This is a genomic window from Pseudoalteromonas sp. bablab_jr011 (assembly GCF_016464045.1).
Taxonomy (GTDB): Bacteria; Pseudomonadota; Gammaproteobacteria; order Enterobacterales; family Alteromonadaceae; genus Pseudoalteromonas; species Pseudoalteromonas lipolytica.
The window spans coordinates 1-26,964 of the sequence record NZ_JACDWU010000059.1; the positions used below are offsets into that span (position 1 = coordinate 1).

The following is a 26,964-nucleotide window of genomic DNA, read 5'->3' on the forward strand; positions in this document are numbered from 1 at the left end:
AGTAGCTCGACTGTTAGAACTCAATCTGTACGAGTGCCCACACAGATGATTGCTTTATATTGTTAAAGAACGTTGCGATTAAAGCGTTTCACTTTAACTCGCTAGGGCTGCGTATATTACGCTTTCCTATTTTTTTGTCAACACTTAATTTTGAGAAAATTTAATTTTTCGAAACTAAGTTTTACTTAACACTCTGAGTTGCTCTTGCCTCGCTAAGCGTTGCAGTCTGCCGTCTCAGTGGGGTCGCATTATAGGGAGATCCGAATTCAGATCAACTGTTTTTTTACGTTTTTATGAAAAAAATGACTGTTCGTGCAAAATACGAACGAAACGGGCAAAAACAATACTAAAAAAGGCCCTGAAGGGCCTTTTTTAGTTATTTGATTATGAGCTTCCAACCAACTTTCGCTTGTAACTTGGACTCTAGTTGTAGCTCACTTGCCATTAGTGGGTGATATTTTAACCAATCACTATCAAATGTCAGTATAAGCGCATTTTTATCTACACTTAGACCTAGCGCTGGTAATACATCGTCTTGGCGACGCATCGATAAGATCACTGCGATCCGAATGATACGTGTTAGGCATTCAGCTAATTGCTCATTACACCCTAGATATGCAAAGCTATTTTTTGCAAGATCAGCCCGGTGCCCATTCGCTACTGCTGTAATAAGTTTATGCTCTGACTGTGAAAAGCCAGGCATGTCTGTGTTCTCTAATATATAGGCCGTATGTTTATGGTAAAGCTTATATTCGATTAGCAAACCAATCTCATGCAATTTTGCCACAGTCTTTAACAGTGCAATCGCATTACTATCCATTGATTGCCATTGGTTCATTACACTTATTGCCAGTTGTTCCGCAAGTTGCGCTACTCGGCACGCTTGTTTTTGATCAACATGGTAACGATTCATTAAACCATCAACGGTGCGTTTGCGAATATCATGATTATGTAGCTCAGGCACCATGCTATATAACACACCTTCACGCAATGCACCGCGCGCAAGCCCCATTTGCTTTATTTCTAACGATTCAAATAAAGCAATAAGAATTGCAAGTCCAGATACAAACACTAAACGACGCTCTTCACTAAGACCAGGTAATTCAAGATCAGCAATGGTGTCAAACGTGACTGACTGTTCTTTAATTGCTAACAGTTTATCTAGCGTTAGTAACTCATCCTGGTTTTGCGCAACCATAATCTCTTGAATGGCTTGAACTGTACCGGATGCACCACTGGCAATCTCCCATCCAGCAGCTTTATATTCAGGTACAATATCTTCAACAACATCTCGCGCTGCTTTAATAGCGGTATTGAAATTTTTGTTACTAAGCTTTTGATCTTTAAAATAGCGCTCAAGGAAAGTGACACACCCCATGTTGAGGCTCTTATAATGCAACGCGTCAAAACCTTTTCCAATGACAACCTCAGTGCTTGCTCCACCAATATCAATAACCAGCTGTCGACCACCACATGAAGACGTATGAGCAACCCCTTTATAGATAGTCTTTGCTTCTAACTCGCCACTTATAACATTGATTTTATGGCCAAGGATTTTCTCAGCTTTTTGTTGAAATACATCGGCATTAATAGCAAGGCGCAGTGTTGCGGTTGCAACAATGGTGATATTTTTCTTTGGTATATCTTGTAAACGTTCAGCGAACAAGGCTAGGCATTCCCAGCCTCGTTGCATGGCTTCAGTACTTAGAACATTGTTTTCATCAAGTCCTGCTGCTAGCCTTACTTTGCGTTTGACTCGGCCAATAGTTTGTAGGCCGCCAGCCATCGATTTGGCAATCAGCATATGGAAGCTGTTTGATCCTAAATCGATAACTGCATACACATTTTTTTGCGGTTGAAGTTGCCCCACCGTTCAAAAACCTCTAGTTACTACTACGTCTTAAACAACGGCCAGTTATGATGACCGTGATTTTTGGTAACTATTATTTGGTCGACGTCCGTTGTTATTACGATTACGTGGGCCTGTTGAATAGTTCCGCTTTTTCTGAATAGTAGGCTTTGTTAAATCATCAAGCAATGCACTTTTATCATAATGTGATAATGGAATGCTGTGCTCTATGTATTCTTCGATTTCATGAAGATTATAAGCATACTGTTCGCAGGCAAAGCTGATTGCATGGCCTGATGCGCCAGCACGTCCTGTACGTCCAATTCGGTGTACATAGTCTTCACAATCATCTGGCAAATCAAAATTAAATACGTGACTTACTTCTGGAATATGTAAACCACGCGCTGCAACATCGGTCGCAACTAAAAAGTCTAAATCACCTTTGGTAAATTGCGCCAGAATTGACTGACGTTTTTTCTGGTTAACATCACCAGTCAATAACCCAACGCGATGCCCATCCGCCTTCATCCACGCATACACGTTTTCACAACTGTGTTTGGTATTTGCAAACACAATGGCTTTTTCAGGCCATTCTTCTTCAATTAAGGTTAACAACAACTTAATTTTATCATCTTGTGATGGATGAAAGAGCTCTTCCTGAATGCGCTTACCTGTTTTCACATCAGGTTCAATTTGTACATGCTCAGGATTAGTCATATGTTCAAATGCTAATTCCTGTACACGATACGATAAGGTCGCTGAAAACAATAAATTTAAACGCTCAGATGCTTCCGGCATACGTCTGAACATATAACGAATGTCTTTAATGAAGCCTAAATCAAACATGCGATCCGCTTCATCAAGCACAACAACCTCAATTTCGTTCAGGGTATAACAGCCCTGTTTATAAAGGTCGATAAGGCGTCCAGTCGTCCCAATTAAAATATCAACGCCTTTTTCTAGTTGTGCACGTTGTTTTTCATAATCTTCGCCACCATATACTAATCCTAAGTTAAGATTACAATGTGGCGCTAAAATTTTTGCATCTTTGTGTATCTGAATCGCCAGCTCCCGCGTAGGGGCCATGATCAGGGCTCTTGGATGTTTACTAGGTGCTTTGCTAGATTGTAATAACCGATGGCACGTGGCCGTTAAAAACGCCAACGTTTTGCCCGTACCTGTTTGTGCTTGACCCGCAATATCACGGCCCTCACAAATAAAAGGTAGGCATTTAGCTTGTATGGGTGTGCAATATTCAAACCCATTTTCGGTTAAACCGGCAACCACTTCCGGTGCGATAGCAAAGTCTGAAAACTTTTTATCGGTCAAATGTGTCTTAGTCATAGCGTTTAAGCATAACGTTTAAACTTGCAATAAGAAACAAGAGTGTTTAAATACGCATTAAATATTTCGCCTAACTTATCGGAGATCGCAATGAGCGAGAAAATTATTCAATTAACTGACGATAGCTTTGAAGCTGACGTACTTCAATCAGACAAACCTGTACTTGTTGATTTTTGGGCAGAATGGTGCGGACCTTGTAAGATGATCGCCCCAATTCTTGACGAAGTAGCAGGCGATTTTGATGGTCGTGTTACCGTTGCAAAACTGAATATTGACCAAAATGCAGGCACACCACCTAAATTTGGTATTCGTGGTATCCCTACACTTCTTCTTTTCAAAGATGGTCAAGTTGCAGCCACTAAAGTAGGTGCCCTTTCTAAGACTCAATTAGTTGAGTTTTTAGAAAACAACATCTAATGAAATAATAAAAAAAGGGCTTTTTGCCCTTTTTTTAGCTTTATTTTGTTTAAAGACTGGACGCCTTGCTAGTGACCTGCTAGTTTATAAAGCCAACTAATCCTTAGTTATACCAACAAACCTCACTCATGTATCAAACGACGATTTTGAGTATGACAATTGTAATAAAGAACCCACCAATATGCATTTACGCGAATTAAAAGACAAGTCTATCAAAGAGCTTGTAAACTTAGCTGAGTCCATGGGGCTCGAAAACGTAGCCCGTTTAAGAAAACAAGACATTATTTTCGCCATTCTTAAAGCACACGCAAAAAGCGGTGAGAACATTTATGGCGGCGGTGTATTAGAAATCTTACAAGATGGTTTTGGTTTCTTGAGATCATCTGAAGCATCTTACCTAGCCGGTCCTGACGATATTTATGTATCTCCGAGTCAAATCCGTCGATTCAGCATGCGTACTGGTGACTCTATTTCCGGTTTGATTCGTCCACCGAAAGACGGTGAACGTTACTTCGCTTTACTGAAAGTAAATGAAGTAAACTTCGATAAACCTGAAAACTCACGCACTAAAATCCTTTTTGAAAACCTTACTCCACTCCACGCAAATGAACGTTTACGTATGGAGCGCGGTAATGGTAGTACAGAAGACATCACAGCGCGTGTACTCGATTTAGCCTCGCCAATTGGTAAAGGTCAGCGCGCACTTATCGTTGCACCACCGAAAGCAGGTAAAACGATGCTTCTGCAAAATATCGCCCAATCGATCAGTTATAACCAACCAGACTGTGAGCTGATGGTATTACTTATCGATGAGCGTCCTGAAGAAGTAACCGAAATGCAGCGCCTTGTAAAAGGTGAAGTGATTGCTTCAACATTCGATGAGCCTGCAAGCCGTCACGTTCAGGTTGCTGAAATGGTAATCGAGAAAGCAAAACGCCTTGTTGAGCACAAAAAAGACGTGGTTATCTTACTTGACTCAATTACACGCCTTGCTCGTGCATACAACACGGTAATTCCTTCATCGGGTAAAGTACTAACCGGTGGTGTTGATGCAAACGCATTACATAAGCCTAAGCGTTTCTTCGGTGCGGCACGTAACGTTGAAGAAGGCGGAAGCCTGACAATCATCGCGACAGCGCTTATTGATACTGGTTCGAAAATGGACGAAGTTATCTACGAAGAATTTAAGGGCACTGGTAATATGGAATTACACTTAAATCGTAAGATTGCTGAAAGACGTGTATTCCCTGCCATTGACTTTAACCGCTCTGGTACCCGTCGCGAAGAGTTGCTGACTAAACCTGATGAGCTACAAAAAATGTGGATCTTACGTAAGATCGTACATGACATGTCAGAAATTGATGCGATGGAATTTTTAATTGATAAACTGTCAATGAGCAAAACCAATGACGAGTTTTTCGATTCAATGAAACGTCAATAATCACATTTGAATGTTTTAAATAAATGCCTGTATTAAACAGGCATTTTTTTTGCCCAAAAGAAGCCCCTTTGATACCCATTCGCTGCATTCAATACTCTATTTGAAGCAAGTAATACCCCTGCCTACTCTTGTGTTATTTTGTTGTTCTAAATAAGAAATATCTATCACTGATAACAACCACTGTCACTTAGCCACGTGGGTAAGTGTTATTTCAGGTTAATATAAGTTCATAATATAAATGGAATTTCATTGAAAGCTGTTCTATAAATAATGAGATGAAATGCTTAGGAACACTCAATGACACGCATTAAAATAGCAATCGCTCTGTTTTTAACAAGCTTACTGGGGTGTATTGCTAGTTTTGCTGTGTTTGATTTCTCTACTTCGGCTCTACTTATACTCAGTCTCTTTATCTGTGGACCGTGGGCAGTAATGATTTATAGTCTCTATTCGAAGGACAAGCAGCAGCTGGACTTCTTAAATGACTTTGCGACGAATATGACCGCAGAGCAAGGTATTAACTTCTCCTTTCGTTTTGATGAAAATAACCCTAATTTACCGCAAGCATGCCATGCATTAAATGAAAGTTTAACCACAGTAGAGCACTTGCTCGGAGAGATTTATTTTTCTTCTGCGCGATTGCTCCCTATGGCGGATGCACTAAGAGACACTTATGCCTCTATGACCCAAAAAGCCACGATTCAAGATGCTCACGGTGTCGATCTCGCCATAACAATAAAGCGTACCATTGACGTATCAAGAGAGCTCGATCGAAGTTTAGAGCAAATTTATCACGCGGTTTCAAATGCCACGAATTCCGTAAAACAAACCCGTTTAGACACTGATAAGAGTCAATCAAGTTTATTAAAACTCGCCGATAATATTAATCAAACAAGCCAACAAATTGTTTTGCTCAAGCAAGATAGCGACGCAATAGGTTCTGTGATTGAGGTCATTAATAGTATTGCCGAACAAACTAACTTATTGGCTCTTAATGCCGCCATTGAAGCAGCCCGAGCAGGCGAGCAAGGAAGAGGGTTTGCAGTGGTAGCTGATGAGGTTCGAAACTTAGCTGCACGCACAAGTAAATCAACACAAGAAGTTCGAAATATGGTTGCTAAAATTCAGCATAATACTGAGCAAGCGAATCAGTTGATGCAAAAGGCATTAAAAGAAACAGAGCACACCGTTAAGCTATCTGACGAATCAACACGTGAAACAAATAAAATAGAACAAGCGATGTTAGCCATCGATGCTTTATCAGAAAGTATTCACGCACAAGTTGCACTGCAAAGCCAAATGTCTGATGAAGCACAAGCAAGTATTGACTCTATGGTTGAAATTAACTCAGATGCATTATCCAGCACGCAAATTCAAGCCGTTTCAAGTAAGGATCTCGTTAATCTCGCACATTCAATAGATAATAAGTTGTCGATGTTTAAAGTGACCTACCCTAGCATTGATTTAAAAAAGCGAGTAGACCGCTCACGATTCATCAATGACGAAGAAATAAAACAAGCTCAAGATGGTGATATTGAGCTATTTTGAGCTAAACGTGTGCAGTGCATAAGCTCGAGTAGTTGCGTTACTAAGTGATTAATTTCAAACGCTGTCTTGTTTTTTATGGCCAGCTCGAGTGCTAAAGCACTGTGTGCAATATCATCTAAGGCAAACATTTTTGCAGCCCCTCCAATTCGATGAGCATCTTGTTGTAAGCTCATTAAATCATCCGCTGAGAAATGCTGCTGAATCAAGTCCGCTTCGTAGGCAAAACTATTGATAAAGCTAGTGACAAGATCACGCGTATCGGGCATTGAATTAGCTAGTTGAGAGGTACTTTTACAATGCTTTGCAAGCTGCGTGTAAAACACTTTTTTATCGATTGGCTTAGCAAGATACCCAGTAAAACCCGCTTCTAAATAACCTTCAATTTGGTGGCTAATCGCATTCGCAGTTAATGCGTATACAGGTTGAGTAAAGCCACATTTTTGTAATAGCTTCAATGCGCTTAAACCATCAAGTACTGGCATTTGAATATCGAGTAACACCACATCTGGGAACTCTTTTAAACATTGCTCAACAGCCTGCTCACCATTTTCTGCTGTAATGACTTCTAGCCCCATAGATTCTAAATAACGGCAAATTAAGCGTCTGTTATCTGGGTGATCTTCGGCAAGTAATACTTTGCCTGACAATCCTTTAGAAGCTGAGTGTGTAATCGCTTGATTGTCATCAATATACGCCGCAGGCTCAAGTTCTTTACAGGGTAAGTAAAAAGAGAACTCACTGCCTTTATTCGCCTCGCTCTCAACACTGATGTACCCGCCCATCATCATCGCCAATTGCTGCGACAAGCTAAGTCCAAGCCCAGTACCACCAAAACGACGACTAATACTGTTATCACCCTGACTAAAGCAATCAAAAATTAGTTTCAATTGCTCAGCATTCATGCCAATGCCGGTATCTCTAATGCGAAACACAATGCCTTGCTCGACGCGCGATACATGTAACTCAACTTCTCCTTGCTGAGTAAACTTGATGGCATTCGCGCATAAGTTTATTAATATCTGTTTTACACGCGTAAAATCTAAGTAGCTGAAAAACTGCTCACCAAGTTGATTTTGAAACGCAAATTTTAATCCTTTCTCTTTCGCCTGACCGCTCAGCATAGAATGCACATCTGTCAGTAATTCCACTAAGTTGCCCTCTTCTAAGTTCAACTCAAGTTTATTCGCCTCAATCTTACTAATATCAAGTACATCATTAATAAGCTCTTTTAAGTGATCACTTTGTTTTTGAATAACCGCAAGTTCTTCATTCAACTTCTCAGGCTTATAAAGACCATTCATTAAATGATCGGTTTGACCAAGAATAGCAGTCAGTGGAGTGCGGATTTCATGGCTAATATTGGCAAGAAACTGACTTTTGATATCATTTGCACTACGCAACTGCTCTGCAATTTCTTCAAGTTCTTGGGTGCGCTTAGCCACCATTAAAGAGAGTTGCTCCTTCGCCTCTTTTTCAATCTTGCGTCGGTAAAGAGTAATTCCTGTCACAACAATCATTACAAACAAAATGAACAGCATGATCGTTAGCTGGCGTTGTTTAGACATTTCGAGCTCTTGCACATGCTGATGTTGCTTAAGATCGACAATTTCTTGATTTAACTGACTGGCTTGAATTTGGCTTTGTAGTTTACCCAATGATTTTAAAAGCTGTTCATTTTTAGAAGCATTCATTTTGCGAACAAAGCTATCAAAGTATGACACTGCACTTTCAAAGTCTCCTTGACCCGCTTTTATCAATGCATGCATACCCAAACCATCGAGTACTCTGAGCTCATCTTTATACTCTTTCGCCATACTAACAGATGTGTTAAGTGTGACTTCTGCTTCAGGTAACTTCCCTTGTAACAGCTCGATTTTCGCTTGTGATAATAACCCCGCTAACTCGAGCCCCTTATTATCAATTTGCTTTGCGAATTTTATCGCTTTTTCCGTGTGATTTAAGGCCATCTCAAGATCGCCCGTTCGCAAGTACACGTTAGCAATGTTACCGTGTCGAGAGGACAGGTAGTATGCATCATTCGTTTCTTGGTAATGGCGCAAAGCACGCTGGTAGTAATGCAGTGACAGTTGATACTCGCCAAGCTCTGAGTAAGCCACTCCCATATTGCCATAAGATTGAGCGATACCATCTTCATCATTAAGCTTTTGAAAAATAGCCAGTGCTTCTCGATACATATCCAGTGCAATATCGTAGCTAGACAAACGGATATAAATACCCGCTATATTGTGCAAAATATCCGCTTTATCTTGTGCTGTTCCATATTTATCGTAAATCGTTTTCGCTTGTTTATAATAATCAAGCGCTTGATTCATATTAAACATATTGAAGTAAGCAAGACCAATATTACTCAAAAGATTAGCTTCAGAAATTGGCTGCTCCATATTTCTTGCAACACTCAAGGCTCGCATATACGCACTCACGGCTTGCTGCATTAACCCTTGATAATAATAGGTCACACCTTGCATTTTAAGAGCTTGAAAATAACGTTGTGGATGCTCTTCAAAAGAGGTTGATGTTGCAGCCAGTTGATAGTGTTCCACTGCAGCAGAGAAATTATCTTTCTCTAGTGCAAAGTCAGCTAACTGTAGATAAACCTCTAATTTTTCATCGGATGTGATATTAGGTGCGGCTAGCAGCTTTATTGAAAGTTGTTTTTTCTCATCCCATTGCTGTGATTGCGTAAACTGCTCAAACAATGAGTGAGATGAAAAACTAGGAGACGTAAAAAACAAACAGACACACGCGAGCGTTGAATAAAGCAAGCTGAGGCGCAATGTGATGTGCATATGTTTATATCCCTAAAAATCAACCAAGCGTGCATTAGCAGAACTCGCTAAAGCATCGCCAAATGCATTCCTTTAAACCTAAAACATGATCGTAGTTTCAATAACGCAGCTGTGTTAGCGTATATACTTTAAGATTACACTAAACATTGGCCTACGAACAATGGTTAACCCACTGATTGATGAGATTTTTTACCTTCTTCTACGACAGTCTACTTGGAAGGTGCATACGCTAGCCAGCGCGCTGGGAGAGACGAATTACCTTAAGCAACTCGATGAAGACCCGCAAAAAAACCTCTTTAAACGTAATTTTCTAATTATGAACGGATTGTATCAGTTACAAGCACAGCTAGCCCCGACCCAGCGATTAGAGATTGCATCGCTTCATATAGAGCTTATAGATACATGCCCTACAGACCGTCCAGAAAAAGACGATCCGCTAAGAGCATATTATTTAGATTGGCAAAACTATGACACGTCACGAGACGCCATTGATGCATTACTTGACCAATTTTGGCAGCGTTTTAGCACACACAATCGCTTCTGTCTTACTCAAGTATCAGCTGAGCAACTTTACCCGATCATACAACACTGGCAACTCCCTGCAGATTATTCATATAGAGAGCTGCAAAAACGGTGGCGACAACTCGCCTTAAAGTATCACCCTGATCGACAAGGTTCTGCTACCAAGTTCAAAAAAATACGGCAAGAATATGAGCAACTCAAGGCGAATTGCTCACATTAATTTTAGCGCGTTAATCGACGAGCTCGTATTTTACGCTTTTTAATATTACCTTCTGTTAATTTACGCAGAGCAGGCTTAACAGCAGCACGCTCAACAGCAATAAAGGCAACATTATCAAGTACATTTATTTTACCAACTTGGTGTCCCGCGACCCCTTCTTTACCCGTTAGCGCCCCTAAAATATCACCCGCACGAATTTTCTGCTTTTTACCTGCATCAATCATAAGCGTTGCCATTGTAGGCTTATAAGCTGGCTTTTCTAATAAACTAAACGGCGGAATAGGCTCTGGTTCAAAATCTTTTTCATAGTGATCACCTATTTGTGCCACTTTAAACTGCTCAGCTTCACCATAAATTGAACAGGCAATCCCTTTTTTACCTGCACGCCCGGTGCGGCCCACACGATGCACATGTGTTTGAGGGTCATGTGCTAAGTGGTAATTCACCACCATATCCATATCATTAATATCAAGCCCGCGTGCAGCAACATCCGTCGCGACCAAAATTGAAGCGCTTTTATTAGAAAAACGAATTAATGTACGTTCTCGTTCTCGTTGTTCTAAATCACCATGCAATGCGACGGCACTAAATCCTTCAGCAAAAAGGTCATCACAAATTTGCTGAGTCTCAACTTTCGTGTTGCAGAACACCACACAACTTTCTGGCTGAAACTTTAACAATAAAAGTTTTAAAGTATTAAAGCGCTGCTTGTTATTATCAAGTTTGTAAAAGTACTGTTTTATTGTGCTCTTTGCCTGCTCTTCTTCAACTTTTATAGTCTCAGGATTGCTCAATACACGCTCTGCAATTGCTGCTATTGATTTCGGATACGTCGCACTGAACAATAATGTTTGACGCTGGGCTGGAATGCATTCAACAATCGCATCTAAGGTATCTTGAAAACCCATGTCGAGCATTTGATCGGCTTCATCAAGCACTAAAGTTTCAACATCATCTAAGCGCAATGTCCCTTTACGAATATGGTCATCGACTCGCCCTGGTGTACCTACGATAATATGTGCACCATGTTCAAGCGAACCAATTTGCGGTCCAATTGATACGCCACCACACAAAGTAAGTACTTTAATATTGTGAATACTACGCGCTAACTTACGGACTTCTTCTGCAACCTGCTCAGCTAATTCACGCGTTGGGCAGAGAATTAATGATTGGATTCGAAAACGTTTAACATTTAATTTAGCCAGCACGCCTAAACTGAATGCAGCAGTCTTCCCTGAGCCAGTTTTAGCTTGGGCAATAATATCTTTTCCTTGCAAAATGACCGGCAAACTTTGCGCTTGCACTGGCGTCATTTGTGAATAACCTAAGGTCGATAAATTATCGATTAACTCTTGCGGCAAAGCCAACGATGAAAAAGCAGTAGCAGTCACAGTAACATTCCAAACTTGATAGTGGAGGGATATCCTCGAAGATTCAGAGGATCATAGCAGAGAATGGGTTTATTCTCTAAGTGAAAAGCCTTTCATACTGAAATTCATATTTGGTTACAGTTTGCATCTTTATAACTTGCTGCATTTGTTCTAGTTTGTAGTTATTACCAAGGAAGACACTATGCTACTTTTTAATACTGCTGCTGCTGATGTTTTTTACAAACAACCTAAAACATGCCCCCACTGTCAAAGCGAGCATTATTCATTAACCAATCACAGCAAGATACTGCGTTTTACTATTTTGCCAGTTATCCCACTATCAATCAGTTATCAGCGCCAGTGTGATGATTGTGGCTATATGACTCCCGTGTCTTGGTACGCACTTCCTACTTTAGAAATGCTCTCGATTATTAAGTACTTTGCCGGCGTGTTACTTTTAGGCTATTTTTTAATTCAAACTGTGCTTGGTGTTCATCAACAAACTACGAACGAAGTTAGTTATATAAATAAGCCAAAACTGTTCGACACGTATTTTGTCCACGCTGACAAATTTACCGACACCCCAAAACGGATTAATAATTTAAAAGTGGCACAACTGGTTGAATTTGATAATGACAACATGACCTTTCGTGTCGGTAATTACACCTATAAATATAATAAAGACATTGAAATTGCTATGCGCACAAGCATGTTGGTCCAAGATAATTATTTCTCAAGTAAAACCATGACCTTTCGCAAAGAACAAATACAGCAATTTTATGAAGACAACAGCATTTACAAAATCATGCGCCCTGAGCTTTATAGCTTATTCGGAGGCTTTGTAATGCACCCACCAAAGCCGAAACCCTTATATACCGGCGTAAAACTTGATAAGCACAATCAAGAAGGTATCACTTATTTTAAAGATGGGCTTTACACAGAAGCGCTAAACAGTTTTACGCTTTCTGCAGAGGGGGGTTATTCGTGGGGGCAACTTAACTTAGGGCAAATGTATCGCGATGGTCAAGGCACTCAAAAAAGTCTAGAAAAAGCGGCCTATTGGCTCAATAAAGCCACACAACAAGGCAACCTCAAAGCTAAAATTGAACTTGCTGAATTATGCCTAAGCTACGACTGCAGTAATTTAAACACAGATTAAATCCACTTTTTATAACATCCAATAAAGTAAACCAATGAATAACAAACGCATTGGTTATTTACACCAACAAGGTTATGTTATAACACACTTTAACTGATGCATAATGAAGTGTAGATAGAAAGAGCAAAATAACTCTCCTGCTTTGTTTTAGGAATTCTATGAGTGCCAGAAGACAAACACCTTTGGGTTTATATAGCTTAAAGGAACACCCTGCACATTAGCACGCTTACGTTCCCGTGCTAACTTCTTGCCGGCGAGGTTTCTCGCCGGCACTTTTTATTTAATTTCTCACTTTGTGCCACAACTCAACCACTAGCACCACCACAATCCCCTCAGCGACGCCAAGCAAACCATCGAATAAAATCGGTGTTACAACTTCCCCTGTTTTACCAAGATAAGTAAGTGCAAACTCACTCGCGCCTTGCTGAGCGTGATGTAACACAGGTATGCCGTGAACGAGTATGCCACCGCCAACCAAAAACATTGCAACTGTGCCTGCGAACGCTAAAAAACGCATCAACTGAGGGGCTGCCGCGACTAAAAAAGTGCCTAATAGCTGTTTAAATTTCCCGCCTGTTTGCTGGGCTTTTTGCAGCAAATACAAACCGGCATCATCAAGTTTTACAATGCCTGCAACAAGACCATAAACGCCGATAGTCATAATGATTGCAATAACCGTTAACACCAATGCTTGATTAACCAGTGTTGCACCGGCAACAGTGCCCAAGGTTATAACAATAATTTCGGCTGAGAGGATAAAGTCCGTGCGAATAGCCCCTTTCACTTTCTGTTTTTCGTATTCGTGCAAGTCTTGATGTTCGATAACAGATTCATCTTCAGCTTTTGTGTGATCAAACAGCTTTTCAATAATTTTTTCAGCACCTTCAAAGCACAAAAATAAGCCACCTATCATTAAAAGCGGCGTAATAAGCCAAGGTAACCACACACTAATCAATAATGCGGCAGGTACCAGTATCGCTTTATTGATAAACGATCCCTTTGCAACAGCCCAGACTACGGGTAATTCTCGATCAGCCGTGACCCCAGTTACTTGTTGCGCATTGAGTGCTAGGTCGTCACCCAATACCCCTGCTGTTTTTTTAGTTGCGACTTTACTCATCGTCGCAATATCATCTAAAAGCGTTGTAATATCATCAAGTAAGGTTAATAAGTTAGTCCCAGCCATAGCGGCTCCTTGCCCATTAATTTCAATAACAACATAACTTATCCTGGTATTTTCACCAACGGTTAATTTTTCTTTGTTAAGCTTATAAATCCACACCATCTGAAGAAACACATTTCCAATGGTTTGGGTAGATTCATTAAAACAGGGGTGTTTCCATGATTAAGCCACTTACTTTAGGGCTCGCTTTAGTCACCTTGTGTGCTTGTGCCGAGCAAAGTGGGCCAAACAATTATAAGTGTGATGAAGAAATCGCGAGTATTACCGACATCAATGAAGAGCAAGCAACACTTTCATTTCAACAAGAGTCTTTTTTACTAAGCCGACAAGTCAGCGCCTCGGGTGTAAAGTACAGTAATGACACCGTACTTTTTTGGTCTAAAGGTCCTGAGGCTATGCTCATTTTGAGAGGTAAAAAATACCACTGTGCTCTCGCCCAATAAAACAGCGAATTCTCCCTGCTAAATTAGCTTAAAGATTGATTTTGAGTATAATAGCGACAGTTTTTTCAGCGTTTAAGCGACCAAAATGAAATACAAAGATCTTCGCGAATTTATCGAGTTATTAGAACAAAAGGGTGAACTAAAGCGGATCAAACAAGAGATTGATCCCTACCTAGAAATGACCGAAATTGCCGATCGCACCTTACGTGCTGAAGGCCCTGCCCTATTATTCGAAAATCCAAAAGGCCACTCAATTCCTGTACTTGCCAACTTATTCGGAACACCCAAGCGTGTTGCGATGGGTATGGGGCAAAATGATGTGAGTGAACTGCGCGAAGTCGGTAAGTTACTGGCATTTTTAAAAGAGCCAGAGCCACCAAAAGGAATTAAAGAGGCGCTAGGTCAAATCCCCGTATTTAAACAAGTGTTAAATATGCCAGCTAAGGAAGTTAAAAAAGCAGCGTGCCAACAAGTAATTCTTGAAGGCGATGACGTTGATTTAACAAAACTGCCTATTCAACACTGTTGGCCGGGTGATGCAGCACCACTTATCACATGGGGTCTGACGGTCACCAAAGGACCTTATAAAAAGCGCCAAAACCTAGGTATCTACCGTCAGCAATTATTAGGTAAGAATAAAATCATTATGCGCTGGTTATCTCACCGTGGTGGCGCGCTTGATTTCCGTGAGTGGTGCAAAGAACACCCGAACGAGCCATACCCAGTGTCGGTAGCCCTTGGCGCAGACCCTGCCACTATTCTTGGCGCGGTAACACCTGTACCAGATACACTCAGTGAATACGCATTCGCAGGCCTGTTACGCGGTAGTAAAACCGAAGTGGTTAAATCTATTTCCAATGACTTGCAAGTGCCTGCAACAGCTGAGTTTATCTTAGAAGGCTATATTATGCCGGGTGAAACAGCCCCAGAGGGCCCCTACGGTGACCATACAGGCTATTACAATGAGGTAGATGAGTTTCCTGTTATGACAGTGACGCACATCACGCATCGTGAAAATCCAATCTACCATAGTACTTATACAGGTCGTCCACCTGATGAACCCGCGGTATTAGGCGTAGCATTAAACGAAGTCTTTGTGCCTATTTTACAAAAGCAATTTCCAGAAATTGTCGACTTCTATTTGCCCCCAGAAGGCTGTTCATATCGTATGGCTGTCGTGACCATGAAAAAACAATACCCAGGCCACGCAAAACGCGTAATGATGGGTGTATGGTCATTTCTTCGCCAGTTCATGTATACAAAGTTTGTCATTGTCTGTGATGACGATGTAAATGCACGTGATTGGAATGACGTGATCTGGGCGATAACCACACGCATGGATCCTGCCCGTGATACCACACTGATTGAAAATACACCGATTGACTATTTAGACTTTGCATCACCCGTCTCTGGCCTAGGCTCAAAAATGGGAATGGATGCGACAAATAAATGGCCTGGAGAAACCGATCGGGAATGGGGTGAGCCCATTGTAATGGACCCAAAAATTAAAGATCGTGTTGATGAAATATGGGACAGCTTAGATATTCTCTAAGCTGTGTCTGTGATAAACTGCTCAAAAATTAACGGTTGTGAGCGCACTCGCAATCGGTTATGCGTCTCTGCTTTATAAAGGTAAACTATGCAAACATTACTCGCTGACGTTGTTGCGATCAGCCCGCTTACAGACCACGTACATAAGGTCATTTTGAAACCACAGCAACCTGTGTCATTCGAGGCAGGCCAATATATGCAACTTGTATTAGGCGAAAAAGATAAGCGTGCCTTTTCAATTGCTAGTCGCCCATCGCAAACTGAGCAAATTGAATTACACATAGGCGCATCAGGTGCGGATTCATATGCAATGCAGGCACTTGAACACTTACGTCACGCTCATACAGAACAACAACAGGTTAACGTTGAAGTTGGTTTAGGTGTGTCACAACTTCGCACTGAAGGCGAACGCCCTATCATTTTATTAGCGGGCGGTACGGGCTTTTCGTATGCAAAATCGATGGCTGATCACCTAGCTGAAATAGGCTGTGATCGCCCCGTGTTGTTTTACTGGGGTGTGCGTGAAGAATCGGCTCTTTATGCCCATGACGAAATGCAAGCTTGGGCTGAGAGTAACCCTCACTTTCAATACATTCCCGTTGTGGAAAATGCCCCTGCAAGTTGGTCTGGCAAAACAGGCTTTGTTCACAAAGCGGTCATGGCTGATATAGTGTCTCTTGAGCCATACGATATATATATGGCTGGCCGTTTTGACATGATTGGCATTGTGCGTGATGACTTTATTGCACATGGTGCAATTCGTGAAAACATGTACGCAGATGCATTTGCATTTATAAAGTAAGTGCTCCTTTCTTGCTATGAAGGCACCCAGTTTACTGGGTGCCTTTTTTATTTGTTTTAACTCACACTTAAATCCATATAACGATTTCACAAACTGCATTTCCTTGACCATACTTTATGTAGAATAATGATGGGGAGAGACCCAAATGCTAAATACAAAAGTACAAGATTTTATGCAACGTAAGTTGCCACATATTACACCCGAAACCGAAATGACCACCGCCATTAGCGAGCTGCAAAAGTTTAAACTATTAGGCGCGCCGGTGTTTGATGATAATAAAGCTTTGGTTGGCTTTATTTCTGAGCAAGAATTACTACAACCACTGATGCAAAACAGTTATTTCTGCGATGGTGTGGTAAAGGTGAAACAGCTAATGCGAACAGATGTCGTCACCGTGAGTATTGATCAAAATATCATTGAGCTTGCCGACGGCATGAAGACTGGCAAACCCAAAAACTACCCAGTTGTTGAAGGTAACAAAGTGGTTGGCATGATCAGCCGTGGCGATGTGCTCAAAGCACTTTATGAGAACTATGTCTCGTGCCAAGAGCATCAAGTGTAAGTTTTGTAGCTAGCTGCTGCTCATTAGCGGTTCGCAGCTAACTCTCTTAAAGCGGCTTTATCGGCATTACTCAAATAAGCAATTTCAAGCGCATTCGCTTGTGCTTTTTCTATGTCTGTTTGGGTTAAGCCCGCAGCGGGCGCAGCGACACGATACTCATGTTCAATTTCAATGCCTTCTACGGCGGGATCATCCGTATTAATTGACGCCAAAATACCGTGATCTAAAAATGTTTTTAAAGGATGACTTGCCAATTCAGCCACTGTGCTGGTTTGAATATTACTGGTTAAACAAGATTCAATTCCGATGCGTTTATCGCGTAAATAGTCCATAAGTTTTGGATCTTCAATGGCTTTTACGCCATGCCCAATACGCGTCGCACCCAGCTGATTTATTGCCTGCCAAATACTGTCACTGCCTCGCGCTTCACCAGCATGAATCGTCGCGGCCAAATAAGCATCGTGTACTTGCTTAAAATGGTTAACAAACAACTCTCCGGGAAACCCCATTTCATCTCCAGCTAAATCAACCGCAACAAGATCGTTTTTAAATGCAAGCAGTGCATCCAGTTCTTGTTGGCAAATTTCAGTCCCGTACGTACGTGACATAATACCAATCAAATTCACTTTAATCGGGGCACCTTGGCAAGCACTTTTTACACCATCAACAACCGCTTCCACAACACCTTGTGGATGTAAGCCTTGGCTTTGCGCCATGTAATAAGGGCTAAAACGCAGCTCAACATAATCAAGCTTTTGTGCTAATGCATCTTCAACATTTTCGACTGCGATACGACGACACGCATCGTAATCTCCCAGCACTTTTACACCCCAATCAAGCTTTTGTAAAAACGCCACTAAATTAGGTTCAGGGTCAATCACCTGTACGTGCGGAATAAGTGCGTCAATATGGTCTGCCGGTAGCGCAAGATTAAACTGTCGACCCAAGTCTAAAATTGTCTGTGGTCGAACATTACCATCAAGGTGGCGATGAATATCAAGCAAAGGAAGTGTGTTGTTGATCATAATTGGCACTCAGTTCAGTCAGTTTTCGCGGATCATACGTACCCGCGTTGATATTTCAAGTTTAGATGATTTTATTTACTTTATTGAGGTCAATTGTCTGCATTAATTCACTGATTTATTTTGTAAGTGATACCACAAGGTTTTAAACAGTTTATCGGCATCAATGGGTTTCGTTAAATATCCATCCATGCCACTGGCCAGCCCTTTTTTCAAATCATCATCATGCGCATTCGCTGATAAGCCGATAATTGGTAGGTCATTTATTAATAATTCATTACGAATAACTTGCGTTGCTTGCAAGCCATCCATATTCGGCATTTGAATATCCATGAGTACTAAATCATAACTCTTTTCACTAATCATCTTAATTGCTTCGTGACCGTCTTTGGCAACATCGGGAAGGCACCCTTTTGTTTTTAAAATAGCGCACGCAACATGCTGGTTGAGCGGGTTATCTTCCACTAATAAAATAGCCACATTCGCAAATGATATCGCCGAAATGTCAATTTCTGATAGCACGTCATCCGTGTGGATAACAGCCTCTAAAGGCGACTCAAACGGCACTGTGAATGTAAAGGTAGAGCCTTGCCCTTCAACACTCGTTAGGCTTATGTCTCCGCCCATTAAATCAATAAGCTTCTTACAAATGCTTAAACCGAGTCCCGTACCGCCAAAGCGGCGAGATGTCGAACTATCGGCTTGAGAGAATGGTTGAAATAGCTGCTCCTGCACCTCTTTTTTAATCCCAATGCCCGTATCAATGACGCTAAAATAAGTCATCTTATTTTCTTGCCAAATTCGTAACGTGATCTCGCCTTCAGGGGTGAACTTAACGGCATTATTAAGTAAATTAAGCAGAATTTGTTTCAGCCGAATAGCATCTGTTTGAATCACTAATGATTCACTTCGGTCGTAATCAACCACAAAATTAAGTGAGCGTGAGTTCAGTTCAAACTGCATTAAATTACTGATCTCATTAATTAAGCTATTAATATCGACAGGTTCTTGGTGCAGCTCTAATCGCCCAGCTTCGATTTTCGAAAAATCTAGCACATCATTAAGAACGCGCAGTAACACGTTTAGCGCACCATCTGCTTGTTCGATATAAGCGCGGGCTTGCTGCCAATCTTGCTCTTGTAACGCCAAATAATGTAACCCTTTGATACCATTAATTGGGGTGCGGATTTCATGGCTCATATTAGCCAAGAACTCACTTTTAATTTGACTGGCTTTATCGGCTTTTAATTTTTCTTCTCGTAAGCTTTGTGTCTGTTTTGCCACTTGCTGTCGAATTTGAATATTCGTGCCCGTCACCGAGATTAAAAACGTAATCAGCAACCATACGAATAGCATGCCCACTATTTGCGCAAACCAATACACAAGCCATGAGGATTGCTTAACCGGCTCCCACAGCTTTACTTGCCAAACACGCTCACCAACAATGAAATTAAAATGCGCTATTACCTTTGTACCAACCCGCTGCGGACTGAATATTTCGGTGGGATTATCTCCATCCGTCATATCATAAAAACTGGCATCAATATCGGTGTTTTGGTTGTAGTTAAGCGTTTGTGCCAAAACCTCTAAGTTAACGACAGCCACAACATAACCTTTAAAACCAACTTGGTGATGTAAATCCGCATACACAGGGTTGAAAAACAACACTCCCCGTTCATTCCCGCCCCCTTGCATGAGCGAAATAGGTTCACTGACGGTGACACTTTTACTCAAGCGCGAATTGGTCAGCGCCTCAAAGCGGACCGCACTTGAAGCCAAGTCAAAGCCTTTCACTGCTTCATTTCCAATCAAGGGATGAATGTACTGCACTGGAAAATAAATATCGCGTTTGCTGACAGCTTGCCATTCACCTTCAGTATTTTTTTCTTTTACGTAATAGTCGTCACCTAACTCATCGCGCAGTAAGTTTTCGTAATTACTCAACTGTGAGTGAATGACTTTGGGTGCCCACTCAAATGCCGCTATTTCGCTGCTATCTTGCAATTGTCGAGAGGTAAAGCGCTTAAACTCTCTAAAATCAACGTCATCGCTGCTAGCAAAAAATGTCGCCAGTAACGCTAGATGAGACTGTATTTCACCAACACGGTGTTCTAAATTAGTCTTAATGGCACTTACTTTAGTCTGTTGACGTTGCTCGTCCTTGGCTTTTTTTACACTTGATGCACCATAAAAGCTGACACAAATAATCATGTAAATCACCAGGGACGGCACAATAATTTGAACACGTTGCTGAATGTGATTGTAACTAAACGCAGCCAGTACCAATGGAGTAAAAATCAGTACACCAATGCTGTCACCAATCCACCAAGCAACAAAATTGTTTAACGCCATATAATGGGGGATCACATCATTGATAACCAATAATGCAGTGCCTGCAGAGGCAGCTATTAAGCTACACAATGGACCGCCAATAATCAGCCCTTGTACGCTTTGTCTTAGTGAAGAAAGTTCGAGTGGATTTTTTACTAAATGGATAATAATGTAATACGCAAGCCAAGCTTGAAAAGTTGAGGCAAGGGTTACACCGATTGCTTGCAGCATTATCTGCCAATGCAAAATGTCGGATACGTTATCTAAATGAATTAAGTTAACCAGAAATGCACCCAGCAAAACCCCAGGGAGTGCTCGGTTTCGGCTGAGTAAAATACTGGCAAGAGCAATACCCGATGGAGGCCAAGCTGCAACAGCATAGCCATCGATTGCCAGTAAAGAATTGCTTAAATACCCCGTAAAAAAGTAGGCCAGAGCGATACTTATTGTTAGCGTAAACGCATTTTTCAAGCCATCACTCCTTAACTGGCAGTCATAAAATTACTGATACAGAACCAATGCTTTGTCTGGTTGCCCACTCTTACTGTAACTCAATACAGCTTGCTGTAAGTAGTCGTCACGATTCGTTGCGTTCAGTGCTTTATCAAACACACGTGCAGCTAAATCGTATTCGCCATGCGCATTGGCTAAACACGCAAGCGCAAGAAGAAGGTCGGTATTTTCGGTGTCTTTCTTCAATACGTCTTGCAAACTGGCCTGCAGTTTTAGCGCATCACCTGCTGCACTAGTGCGAAGAATACGAGCTAAGTCTTTATGTTGCAGAGGCTTTTTAATCATTTTAATTAAGCTTAGCTCTATTTTATTTAGTTTTCCTGCGCGCGCCATAGCTTTTAAGTAACTTACTTCTGCCATTGGTTTTAAGTTCTTTGTAAGTTGCTCAAAACGCTCGGTTAACGAGGTGTCAGCCTGCGCTGCAAAATAACGGTCAAACACCTGTTGCCATTCTTTTTCTGTGAGCACTTTTTTACGCAGTAATCGTGGCATAAAGTCATCAAGCGCAGACCATTTCTGCTCTTGAACTAAGACCTGAGCATACATTTTGAGCTCTAGGTTTGTTGCTTTTTTGCGCTCGGCTAACGTTTTTAATTCCGCAAAGATCGTGCTGCATTCACCGCTAGCAAGCCATAAATTAGCCACTTTTAATTGATTTGCTTGGTTGATTTTATCAAGATAGCTAATCGCTTTTTCACTGTTATTATTCGCCAGTGCAGCTTTGGCAAGCAGTGCATAACGTATATCGGTCCACGGCTCTGCGACACTGTTGTTATCCAGTGCTAATTCAAGCTCTGCGTAGTCGTTATTAATCAAACTCCATACGCCTTGTTCAATAGCCGCTTGTTTGCGCTCTTCACTGCGGGCAAAAAAACGATGGCGTGTATGGCTATATAACGACCATAAATAACGCACCAACTTATACCCTAAGTAAGCAATACCACACCCCAGCACAATAAGGGCTGCAACCCCCCATATAGTGCCCTCGATGGTCGTTTTATTGAACGCAATCAGTACATAGCCTTTTTGATCTATAAAAAAAGGAGCAATGCCTAAACAGACTGCAATCGCAATTATCAGCAATAAAAAGCGGATCATTGTGCCCACTCCTTCACCTGCTCCGTACTTTGCAATGACACGTTAGGATTAAAATCGAGTTGCTCTTTAGAAAGCTCAGTTAAACTCTTTAATGCAGCTTTAGTCACGGCATCATCTTGCTTAAAGTAGTCTTTCACAAGCGCATGTGCCGCTTCAACCGCTGTAAAGTACACACTACTTTGCTTGGTTAAAATCGCATCCTGTGCTTGTGCTAAATAGAGCCTTAAACGCTGTTTAACTAAATGACGCTCTTGTTCACTTAAAAACGGCGCCACAACCATGTCTTCTCGCGTACGAACCGTGACAAAAAAATCTTTGAATTGCAGCCACGACTTTGCAAGATTCTGACGCCATTCGCTGACATTTTCACTTAATTGATTAGGATCGTCCTGGCTGACTTCTTCAGGTAATGAAATCGCGTTAAATACCAACTCATCGACTTTTTGATTGATGCCATGCAGCTTTAAATAAATCGCTTCAACAGCCACTGGGTCAATGCCGTTCAAAGTTTGTAAGTCCTGATGAATTGCTTGGCGAATAGCCCCCGTACCAGGATGCTCTGCTAATAAGCTGTCTAATCGTGATAAAACAGCAGCCGCTCCCCGAAAGTCATGCTCAGCCCACAACTTAAACTCAGCCATACGCTGCAGACTGGTCACTTCTTGTGGGTTTAACGTATAGCTTTGTTGCTCAGCACGCTTTAAAGCGGCTTGCAGTTGTTGCTGAGTTTGTTCGGCATTTTCACGCAACGTATCCGCGACTTTTTGCTCGCTATTATACAAAGCTTGTTGCAGAGTTTGCTGAGCATTCTTGATGGCATCGAGTTGTTGCTTTAGACGTTGGTTTTCAGTTGTCAGCTCGTTAAATGCCAGAGTAGACTGCTGATCACTATTCAGTTTATGGTAAAACTCATAACCGACCGCTGAAGCAACGAGAAGTGAAATCAACAGTGCCAAACTACCGGTTTTACTTATCCCTTTTTTATGCTGAACCACTTGGTTTGATGCAGGCTTAGCCGCTGCTGCCTTTTTTGCTGGTTCAGCCGCAGCAGGTTTGGCTGACTGTTTTAGATCTGATTCACTCATTTTGCTACCTTGCTGATTAATGCAGGCGAACATAGCGCTATCACTAGCCCCTGCAGCAATATGTATATGTGTTCTAATGACATTTTTTTGTTGTAGGTATTCAGCGATACGTTCACTAGCAACATAAAACTGACACCCCTTCAACCATGCCAACTGTGACTCATTTAAGCCATTAAAAATGGCATCAACAGCCGCATTACTTGTAATGACTATACCCTCTACACCCGCTGTTTGCCAGTGGTCCATCCACTTACCTGATTCGCTTTCTATGGCACGTCGCTTATAAACAACAAGTTGATTTAACACGGCACCACGTTGTTTTAATGTTTTTGCTATTGTGGTACGCCCACCTTCTCCTTTCACTAAAACAATATTGCTAAGCTCTACATCTTGCAGTGTTTTTAGTGCAAGTAAGCCCTCGGAGTCGTGTTTTTTAGGAACTGCTGCGCGTCGCCCAAATGCCTCATGTATCGCATCTGCCGTCTGTTGGCCAACCGCATAAAGCTGCGCAGTTTTGTTAATTGTGGGGGTAAGCTTTAATAATGCGTGAACGGCATCTTGTGAGATAAAAATAATTTTGTCGGCATTTTCAAGCGGCGCGAGTGCTTGACTACTTGGCGTAAGATAATCAAGCGTCAATACTGGGCACAGGGTCGTTTGATAACCCGCCTGCTGAAGCTCAAGTGCAAGCTCAGTGCCTTTTCCTTCTGGACGAGTTATCAAAATATGCATATTACGCGTCTCTGTATACGTCAGCTAAAATTTTGTCTGCACCTTGCGCCAATAACTTTTCAGCGAGTTCAATGCCTAACTTCTCAGCATCAGCTACTGGGCCTGTAACGTCGTCGCGCAGCATTTGACTACCATCAACCGCGCCAACTAAACCACGCAAATAAACGTGATCATCATTCACGAGTGCAAAAGCACCAATTGGCACCTGACAACCGCCTTCTAAGCGGCGATTCATAGCGCGTTCGGCATTAACACGAATACGCGTTTCTGTATGCTCAAGCGGAGCCAGTAACGCTTTAGTTACTTCGTCATCAATACGGCATTCGATACCAACTGCACCTTGACCATTTGCAGGTAAAGAGACTTCTGGCTCGATGAACGCAGTGATTCGTTCTGGCATTTCAAGGCGAATTAAACCTGCAGCGGCAAGGATAATTGCATCGTATTGGCCATCATCGAGTTTCGCTAGGCGAGTATTCACATTACCGCGTAAATCACGGATATCTAAGTCTGGTCGCGCTTCTCGAATTTGACATTGACGGCGTAAACTTGACGTACCGACGATTGCACCCTGTGGTAACGCATCTAAACTCTTAAAGTTGTTTGATACAAATGCGTCTCGTGGGTCTTCACGCTCACAAATCGTATGCAACGCTAACCCTTCAGGGAACTCAACCGGTACATCTTTCATTGAATGAACAGCAATATCAGCGCGGCCGTCAAGCATCGCTTGCTCAAGTTCTTTTACAAATAAGCCTTTACCGCCAATTTTAGCCAAAGGGGTATCAAGAATAATATCGCCTTGCGTTGACATTGGAACGAGTTCAACTGTCACATCGTCATGAAAGTGTTCAAGTTGGGCTTTTACAAATTCTGCTTGCCATAGCGCTAGCGCACTTTTACGAGTGGCAATTCGAACGCGTTTGATTGTCTGTGTCATGAAAAATCCAATTATTTATCTGGCTGAACTTAATCAGCTAAAATTCTAAATTCTTTTTGTGCAAGTAAAGTGCCTTGTGCGTCAACGACTTCAACACGCCACTCACCAAGCTGTTCTGGCATAATATTTTTTGTCGAGTAAGTGCGATAACGCGGACTGCTTACTGCTAATTCAATAGAGGCTAGCTGCTCATCTTGGTAATACCATTGATGACGAACCGTTTGCCCTTGCATATTTCTAAGCTCACTAAAGAAGCTCAAACTATGCGTAATGTCCGCTAATCTTACATCGTTTTTTAGAACATTGACTGGTTCTCGATCAACAACATCGGTGGTTAATACCGCACGGCTCACTTTATCTGTATCTATTTTAGCGCCAATGGCCACGCTGGCAACATGAGCTGATTGTGAAAACTGCTGCACTTTATTATTAGGTGCTAAAGCGAGCTGCTGTTCATCGTTATTTTCAGGCTTCGCTTCACTGTCTGTGGTCGTTTTAGCCGGTAATTGAGTGTCTTGCGAAGTAACGGTGTCAAGTGATTGCACGTGTGTTTTGGGCTTGAGAGACTCAGTTTCTGGCTCATTGGCCACACTATTAGGCACAAGGTCAGGGGTATTCACATCGGGCTGCTCTGCACTGTCCTCTGTGTTCTCGTTAACGTGCTCTGCTGCAAGATTATTATCAGGAGCTTGTAATACAGCGGTAGTCAACTCAGTGTGCGGCTCATCTTGTTCACTTTGCTCAGCACTCACAGCACCTACGAAGCTGTATATTACAGTCGCCAGGGCCACTAAAATCACGCCACTGAACATAAAAATACGTCGCCAATGCCATTGGTACGTTACCGCTGTGGGTGATGTGCTTGCAGGCTCCGCCGAATTCATATTTGCTGTTATTACAAGTTTGTTTGTCATGTTGGCCTCTTCACAACCAAAAATTAACTTAAGCGAGCAATTAACCACGCTCGAATAGCCATCAGTTCTTCACCACACACCTGATGTGCCATCGGATAGTCTTGCCAGCTAACTTCCATGTTATTTGCGCTCAGTACGTCAAATGCTTGCCTGCCCGCGCTATGCAGTACAACATCATCCATACGCCCATGCGCCATAAATATATTTAACGCCTGTTGCTTAGCTTCGTCAGCCAACTTATCGGGTGCGCACATATACGTTGATAACGCCATGACACCTGCTAACTTATAATCAAGACGTGGAGCCAAATGCAGTGACACGACTCCCCCTTGCGAAAACCCTGCTAAAATAATTTTACTCGCGGGGATGCCTTTCGCTATTTCTTGATCAATGAGCTCAGCCACTTTAGCAGCAGACTCTCGTACGCCTTGTTCGTCGGCACGCTTATCTAAATCCATCGATTTAATGTCGTACCATGAGCGCATCGCCATGCCCCCATTAATGGTGACCGGTTGCACTGGCGCATGAGGAAACACAAACCGCACACCGAGCTCTTTCGGTATCGCTAACTGCGGAGCAACAGGGGCAAACCCCTCCCCCGAGTCACCCAAGCCATGCAACCAAATAACGGTTGCCTTATGCTCACCTTGCGCGGGGTATTCTACAAACCCTAAACTCATAACTCAGAACGCCACTCGATTGGTTGACCCGCTTGGCGCGAAGCCGCATCGCACATAAATTGCCAGAACTCAGCACCAGAACGATTATCAATCCACTTATCGTCTCGCAATTCAAAGTGATGACCATTGAATTTAGTTGCCACCCACACTTGGTGCAATGGCGCTTGTTTATTGATCACTATTTTGCTGCGATCTGGGAAGATGATTTCTAAAATACCTGATGCAGACTCGTAGTCTAAATCAGCATCACATTCATCGATTTGCTCTTCAATTGTTAGCATCAACGCATCGGCTAGTGTGTGGTATTCATGATCAGTCATTTTAGTGTCCTTTAACGGGCTTTAAGCCTAGATCTGGAGGCAGATTGTGTACATCAAGTGTAACAGGAATAAATTCATCCGCGAATAGCTGCATTTTTTAAATATTCTGTT

Annotated in this window: 22 protein-coding genes; 9 read left to right on the top strand and 13 right to left on the bottom strand. The window is 42.0% G+C overall.

Going from position 1 to position 26,964, the window contains the following annotated elements:
• Nucleotides 1–376 precede the first annotated feature (376 nt).
• Together gppA and rhlB are read right to left on the bottom strand one after the other, a co-directional pair.
• Nucleotides 377–1,870: a guanosine-5'-triphosphate,3'-diphosphate diphosphatase gene (gene gppA / locus JIG41_RS01585; RefSeq protein WP_036974452.1), complete on the bottom strand. Its 1,494-nt coding sequence runs from the start codon at nt 1,868–1,870 to the stop codon at nt 377–379.
• Nucleotides 1,871–1,915: 45 nt separating this feature from the next.
• Nucleotides 1,916–3,193 (bottom strand): ATP-dependent RNA helicase RhlB, encoded by a 1,278-nt coding sequence (gene rhlB, locus JIG41_RS01590; protein ID WP_036974450.1) that lies wholly within the window; start codon nt 3,191–3,193, stop codon nt 1,916–1,918.
• A gap of 90 nt (nt 3,194–3,283) precedes the next feature.
• Between rhlB and trxA the strand changes: the two genes are divergently transcribed.
• The 3 genes from trxA (at nt 3,284) to JIG41_RS23015 (ending at nt 6,599) form a co-directional block, all read left to right on the top strand.
• Nucleotides 3,284–3,610 (top strand): thioredoxin TrxA, encoded by a 327-nt coding sequence (gene trxA, locus JIG41_RS01595; RefSeq protein ID WP_036974472.1) that lies wholly within the window; start codon nt 3,284–3,286, stop codon nt 3,608–3,610.
• A 181-nt stretch (nt 3,611–3,791) separates the two neighbouring features.
• Nucleotides 3,792–5,051 carry a transcription termination factor Rho gene (gene rho / locus JIG41_RS01600; RefSeq protein ID WP_036974448.1) on the top strand — a complete coding sequence of 420 codons (1,260 nt, stop codon included), beginning with the start codon at nt 3,792–3,794 and terminating at the stop codon, nt 5,049–5,051.
• 297 nt (nt 5,052–5,348) lie between these two features.
• Complete coding sequence (locus tag JIG41_RS23015) at nt 5,349–6,599, top strand: methyl-accepting chemotaxis protein (RefSeq protein WP_199524174.1); 1,251 nt, start codon at nt 5,349–5,351, stop codon at nt 6,597–6,599.
• Here the strand turns inward: JIG41_RS23015 and JIG41_RS01610 are convergent.
• Nucleotides 6,572–9,406 (bottom strand): tetratricopeptide repeat protein, encoded by a 2,835-nt coding sequence (locus tag JIG41_RS01610; protein WP_118843893.1) that lies wholly within the window; start codon nt 9,404–9,406, stop codon nt 6,572–6,574. The genes JIG41_RS23015 and JIG41_RS01610 overlap by 28 nt on opposite strands.
• A 160-nt stretch (nt 9,407–9,566) precedes the next feature.
• On the opposite strand from JIG41_RS01610, the gene JIG41_RS01615 reads away from it, so the two are divergent.
• A complete protein-coding gene (locus JIG41_RS01615; RefSeq protein WP_118843892.1) occupies nt 9,567–10,148 on the top strand; it encodes a DNA-J related domain-containing protein in 582 nt (193 codons plus the stop codon).
• Nucleotides 10,149–10,150: 2 nt separating this feature from the next.
• On the opposite strand, the gene dbpA is transcribed toward JIG41_RS01615, so the two are convergent.
• On the bottom strand, nt 10,151–11,539 hold the full coding sequence (gene dbpA / locus JIG41_RS01620) for an ATP-dependent RNA helicase DbpA (protein WP_036974444.1): 1,389 nt from the start codon (nt 11,537–11,539) through the stop codon (nt 10,151–10,153).
• Between the two features lie 181 nt (nt 11,540–11,720).
• On the opposite strand from dbpA, the gene JIG41_RS01625 reads away from it, so the two are divergent.
• The gene (locus tag JIG41_RS01625; RefSeq protein WP_118843891.1) at nt 11,721–12,677 is read left to right on the top strand and encodes a tetratricopeptide repeat protein; all 957 of its coding nucleotides are present in this window, start codon (nt 11,721–11,723) and stop codon (nt 12,675–12,677) included.
• Nucleotides 12,678–12,957: 280 nt separating this feature from the next.
• Here the strand turns inward: JIG41_RS01625 and JIG41_RS01630 are convergent, their stop codons facing one another.
• A complete protein-coding gene (locus JIG41_RS01630) occupies nt 12,958–13,863 on the bottom strand; it encodes a DUF808 domain-containing protein (RefSeq protein ID WP_199524175.1) in 906 nt (301 codons plus the stop codon).
• Between the two features lie 155 nt (nt 13,864–14,018).
• Between JIG41_RS01630 and JIG41_RS01635 the strand changes: the two genes are divergently transcribed.
• From JIG41_RS01635 to JIG41_RS01650, 4 genes are all read left to right on the top strand, one after another.
• A complete protein-coding gene (locus tag JIG41_RS01635; protein WP_206770688.1) occupies nt 14,019–14,303 on the top strand; it encodes an MliC family protein in 285 nt (94 codons plus the stop codon).
• A gap of 85 nt (nt 14,304–14,388) precedes the next feature.
• Nucleotides 14,389–15,855: a 4-hydroxy-3-polyprenylbenzoate decarboxylase gene (gene ubiD / locus JIG41_RS01640; protein WP_036974440.1), complete on the top strand. Its 1,467-nt coding sequence runs from the start codon at nt 14,389–14,391 to the stop codon at nt 15,853–15,855.
• An 87-nt stretch (nt 15,856–15,942) separates the two neighbouring features.
• The gene (gene fre / locus JIG41_RS01645; RefSeq protein WP_036974438.1) at nt 15,943–16,656 is read left to right on the top strand and encodes an NAD(P)H-flavin reductase; all 714 of its coding nucleotides are present in this window, start codon (nt 15,943–15,945) and stop codon (nt 16,654–16,656) included.
• Between the two features lie 145 nt (nt 16,657–16,801).
• On the top strand, nt 16,802–17,218 hold the full coding sequence (locus JIG41_RS01650) for a CBS domain-containing protein (protein WP_036974436.1): 417 nt from the start codon (nt 16,802–16,804) through the stop codon (nt 17,216–17,218).
• Nucleotides 17,219–17,241: 23 nt separating this feature from the next.
• Here JIG41_RS01650 and add read toward each other — a convergent pair whose 3' ends face one another.
• From add to cyaY, 8 genes are all read right to left on the bottom strand, one after another.
• Nucleotides 17,242–18,243 (bottom strand): adenosine deaminase, encoded by a 1,002-nt coding sequence (gene add / locus JIG41_RS01655; RefSeq protein WP_036974434.1) that lies wholly within the window; start codon nt 18,241–18,243, stop codon nt 17,242–17,244.
• Between the two features lie 102 nt (nt 18,244–18,345).
• Complete coding sequence (locus JIG41_RS01660; protein ID WP_075594387.1) at nt 18,346–21,042, bottom strand: CHASE domain-containing protein; 2,697 nt, start codon at nt 21,040–21,042, stop codon at nt 18,346–18,348.
• 30 nt (nt 21,043–21,072) lie between these two features.
• The gene (locus JIG41_RS01665) at nt 21,073–22,182 is read right to left on the bottom strand and encodes a heme biosynthesis HemY N-terminal domain-containing protein (RefSeq protein ID WP_065978890.1); all 1,110 of its coding nucleotides are present in this window, start codon (nt 22,180–22,182) and stop codon (nt 21,073–21,075) included.
• Nucleotides 22,179–23,999: a uroporphyrinogen-III synthase gene (locus JIG41_RS01670; RefSeq protein WP_118843890.1), complete on the bottom strand. Its 1,821-nt coding sequence runs from the start codon at nt 23,997–23,999 to the stop codon at nt 22,179–22,181. The genes JIG41_RS01665 and JIG41_RS01670 overlap by 4 nt, the downstream gene beginning before the upstream one ends.
• A 1-nt stretch (nt 24,000) precedes the next feature.
• Nucleotides 24,001–24,939, bottom strand: coding sequence for a hydroxymethylbilane synthase (gene hemC, locus JIG41_RS01675; RefSeq protein ID WP_036974425.1), 939 nt, complete (start codon nt 24,937–24,939; stop codon nt 24,001–24,003).
• Between the two features lie 29 nt (nt 24,940–24,968).
• A complete protein-coding gene (locus JIG41_RS01680) occupies nt 24,969–25,853 on the bottom strand; it encodes a DUF2914 domain-containing protein (protein ID WP_036974464.1) in 885 nt (294 codons plus the stop codon).
• Nucleotides 25,854–25,876: 23 nt separating this feature from the next.
• Nucleotides 25,877–26,533 (bottom strand): alpha/beta hydrolase, encoded by a 657-nt coding sequence (locus JIG41_RS01685; RefSeq protein WP_199524176.1) that lies wholly within the window; start codon nt 26,531–26,533, stop codon nt 25,877–25,879.
• Nucleotides 26,530–26,853, bottom strand: coding sequence for an iron donor protein CyaY (gene cyaY, locus JIG41_RS01690; protein ID WP_075594390.1), 324 nt, complete (start codon nt 26,851–26,853; stop codon nt 26,530–26,532). Before cyaY ends, JIG41_RS01685 begins: the two co-directional genes overlap by 4 nt.
• Nucleotides 26,854–26,964: the final 111 nt, after the last annotated feature.

Coding starts and splice junctions, on each gene's coding strand:
- ubiD (WP_036974440.1), top strand. CDS start 14,389: ATGAAATACAAAGATCTTCGCGAATTTATCGAGTTATTAGAACAAAAG.
- JIG41_RS01670 (WP_118843890.1), bottom strand. CDS start 23,999: ATGCATATTTTGATAACTCGTCCAGAAGGAAAAGGCACTGAGCTTGCA.
- add (WP_036974434.1), bottom strand. CDS start 18,243: ATGATCAACAACACACTTCCTTTGCTTGATATTCATCGCCACCTTGAT.
- JIG41_RS01665 (WP_065978890.1), bottom strand. CDS start 22,182: ATGATCCGCTTTTTATTGCTGATAATTGCGATTGCAGTCTGTTTAGGC.
- JIG41_RS01650 (WP_036974436.1), top strand. CDS start 16,802: ATGCTAAATACAAAAGTACAAGATTTTATGCAACGTAAGTTGCCACAT.
- JIG41_RS01680 (WP_036974464.1), bottom strand. CDS start 25,853: ATGACAAACAAACTTGTAATAACAGCAAATATGAATTCGGCGGAGCCT.
- fre (WP_036974438.1), top strand. CDS start 15,943: ATGCAAACATTACTCGCTGACGTTGTTGCGATCAGCCCGCTTACAGAC.
- JIG41_RS01615 (WP_118843892.1), top strand. CDS start 9,567: ATGGTTAACCCACTGATTGATGAGATTTTTTACCTTCTTCTACGACAG.
- JIG41_RS01610 (WP_118843893.1), bottom strand. CDS start 9,406: ATGCACATCACATTGCGCCTCAGCTTGCTTTATTCAACGCTCGCGTGT.
- JIG41_RS01635 (WP_206770688.1), top strand. CDS start 14,019: ATGATTAAGCCACTTACTTTAGGGCTCGCTTTAGTCACCTTGTGTGCT.
- JIG41_RS01630 (WP_199524175.1), bottom strand. CDS start 13,863: ATGGCTGGGACTAACTTATTAACCTTACTTGATGATATTACAACGCTT.
- JIG41_RS01685 (WP_199524176.1), bottom strand. CDS start 26,533: ATGAGTTTAGGGTTTGTAGAATACCCCGCGCAAGGTGAGCATAAGGCA.
- trxA (WP_036974472.1), top strand. CDS start 3,284: ATGAGCGAGAAAATTATTCAATTAACTGACGATAGCTTTGAAGCTGAC.
- cyaY (WP_075594390.1), bottom strand. CDS start 26,853: ATGACTGATCATGAATACCACACACTAGCCGATGCGTTGATGCTAACA.
- rho (WP_036974448.1), top strand. CDS start 3,792: ATGCATTTACGCGAATTAAAAGACAAGTCTATCAAAGAGCTTGTAAAC.
- JIG41_RS01625 (WP_118843891.1), top strand. CDS start 11,721: ATGCTACTTTTTAATACTGCTGCTGCTGATGTTTTTTACAAACAACCT.
- JIG41_RS23015 (WP_199524174.1), top strand. CDS start 5,349: ATGACACGCATTAAAATAGCAATCGCTCTGTTTTTAACAAGCTTACTG.
- rhlB (WP_036974450.1), bottom strand. CDS start 3,193: ATGACTAAGACACATTTGACCGATAAAAAGTTTTCAGACTTTGCTATC.
- hemC (WP_036974425.1), bottom strand. CDS start 24,939: ATGACACAGACAATCAAACGCGTTCGAATTGCCACTCGTAAAAGTGCG.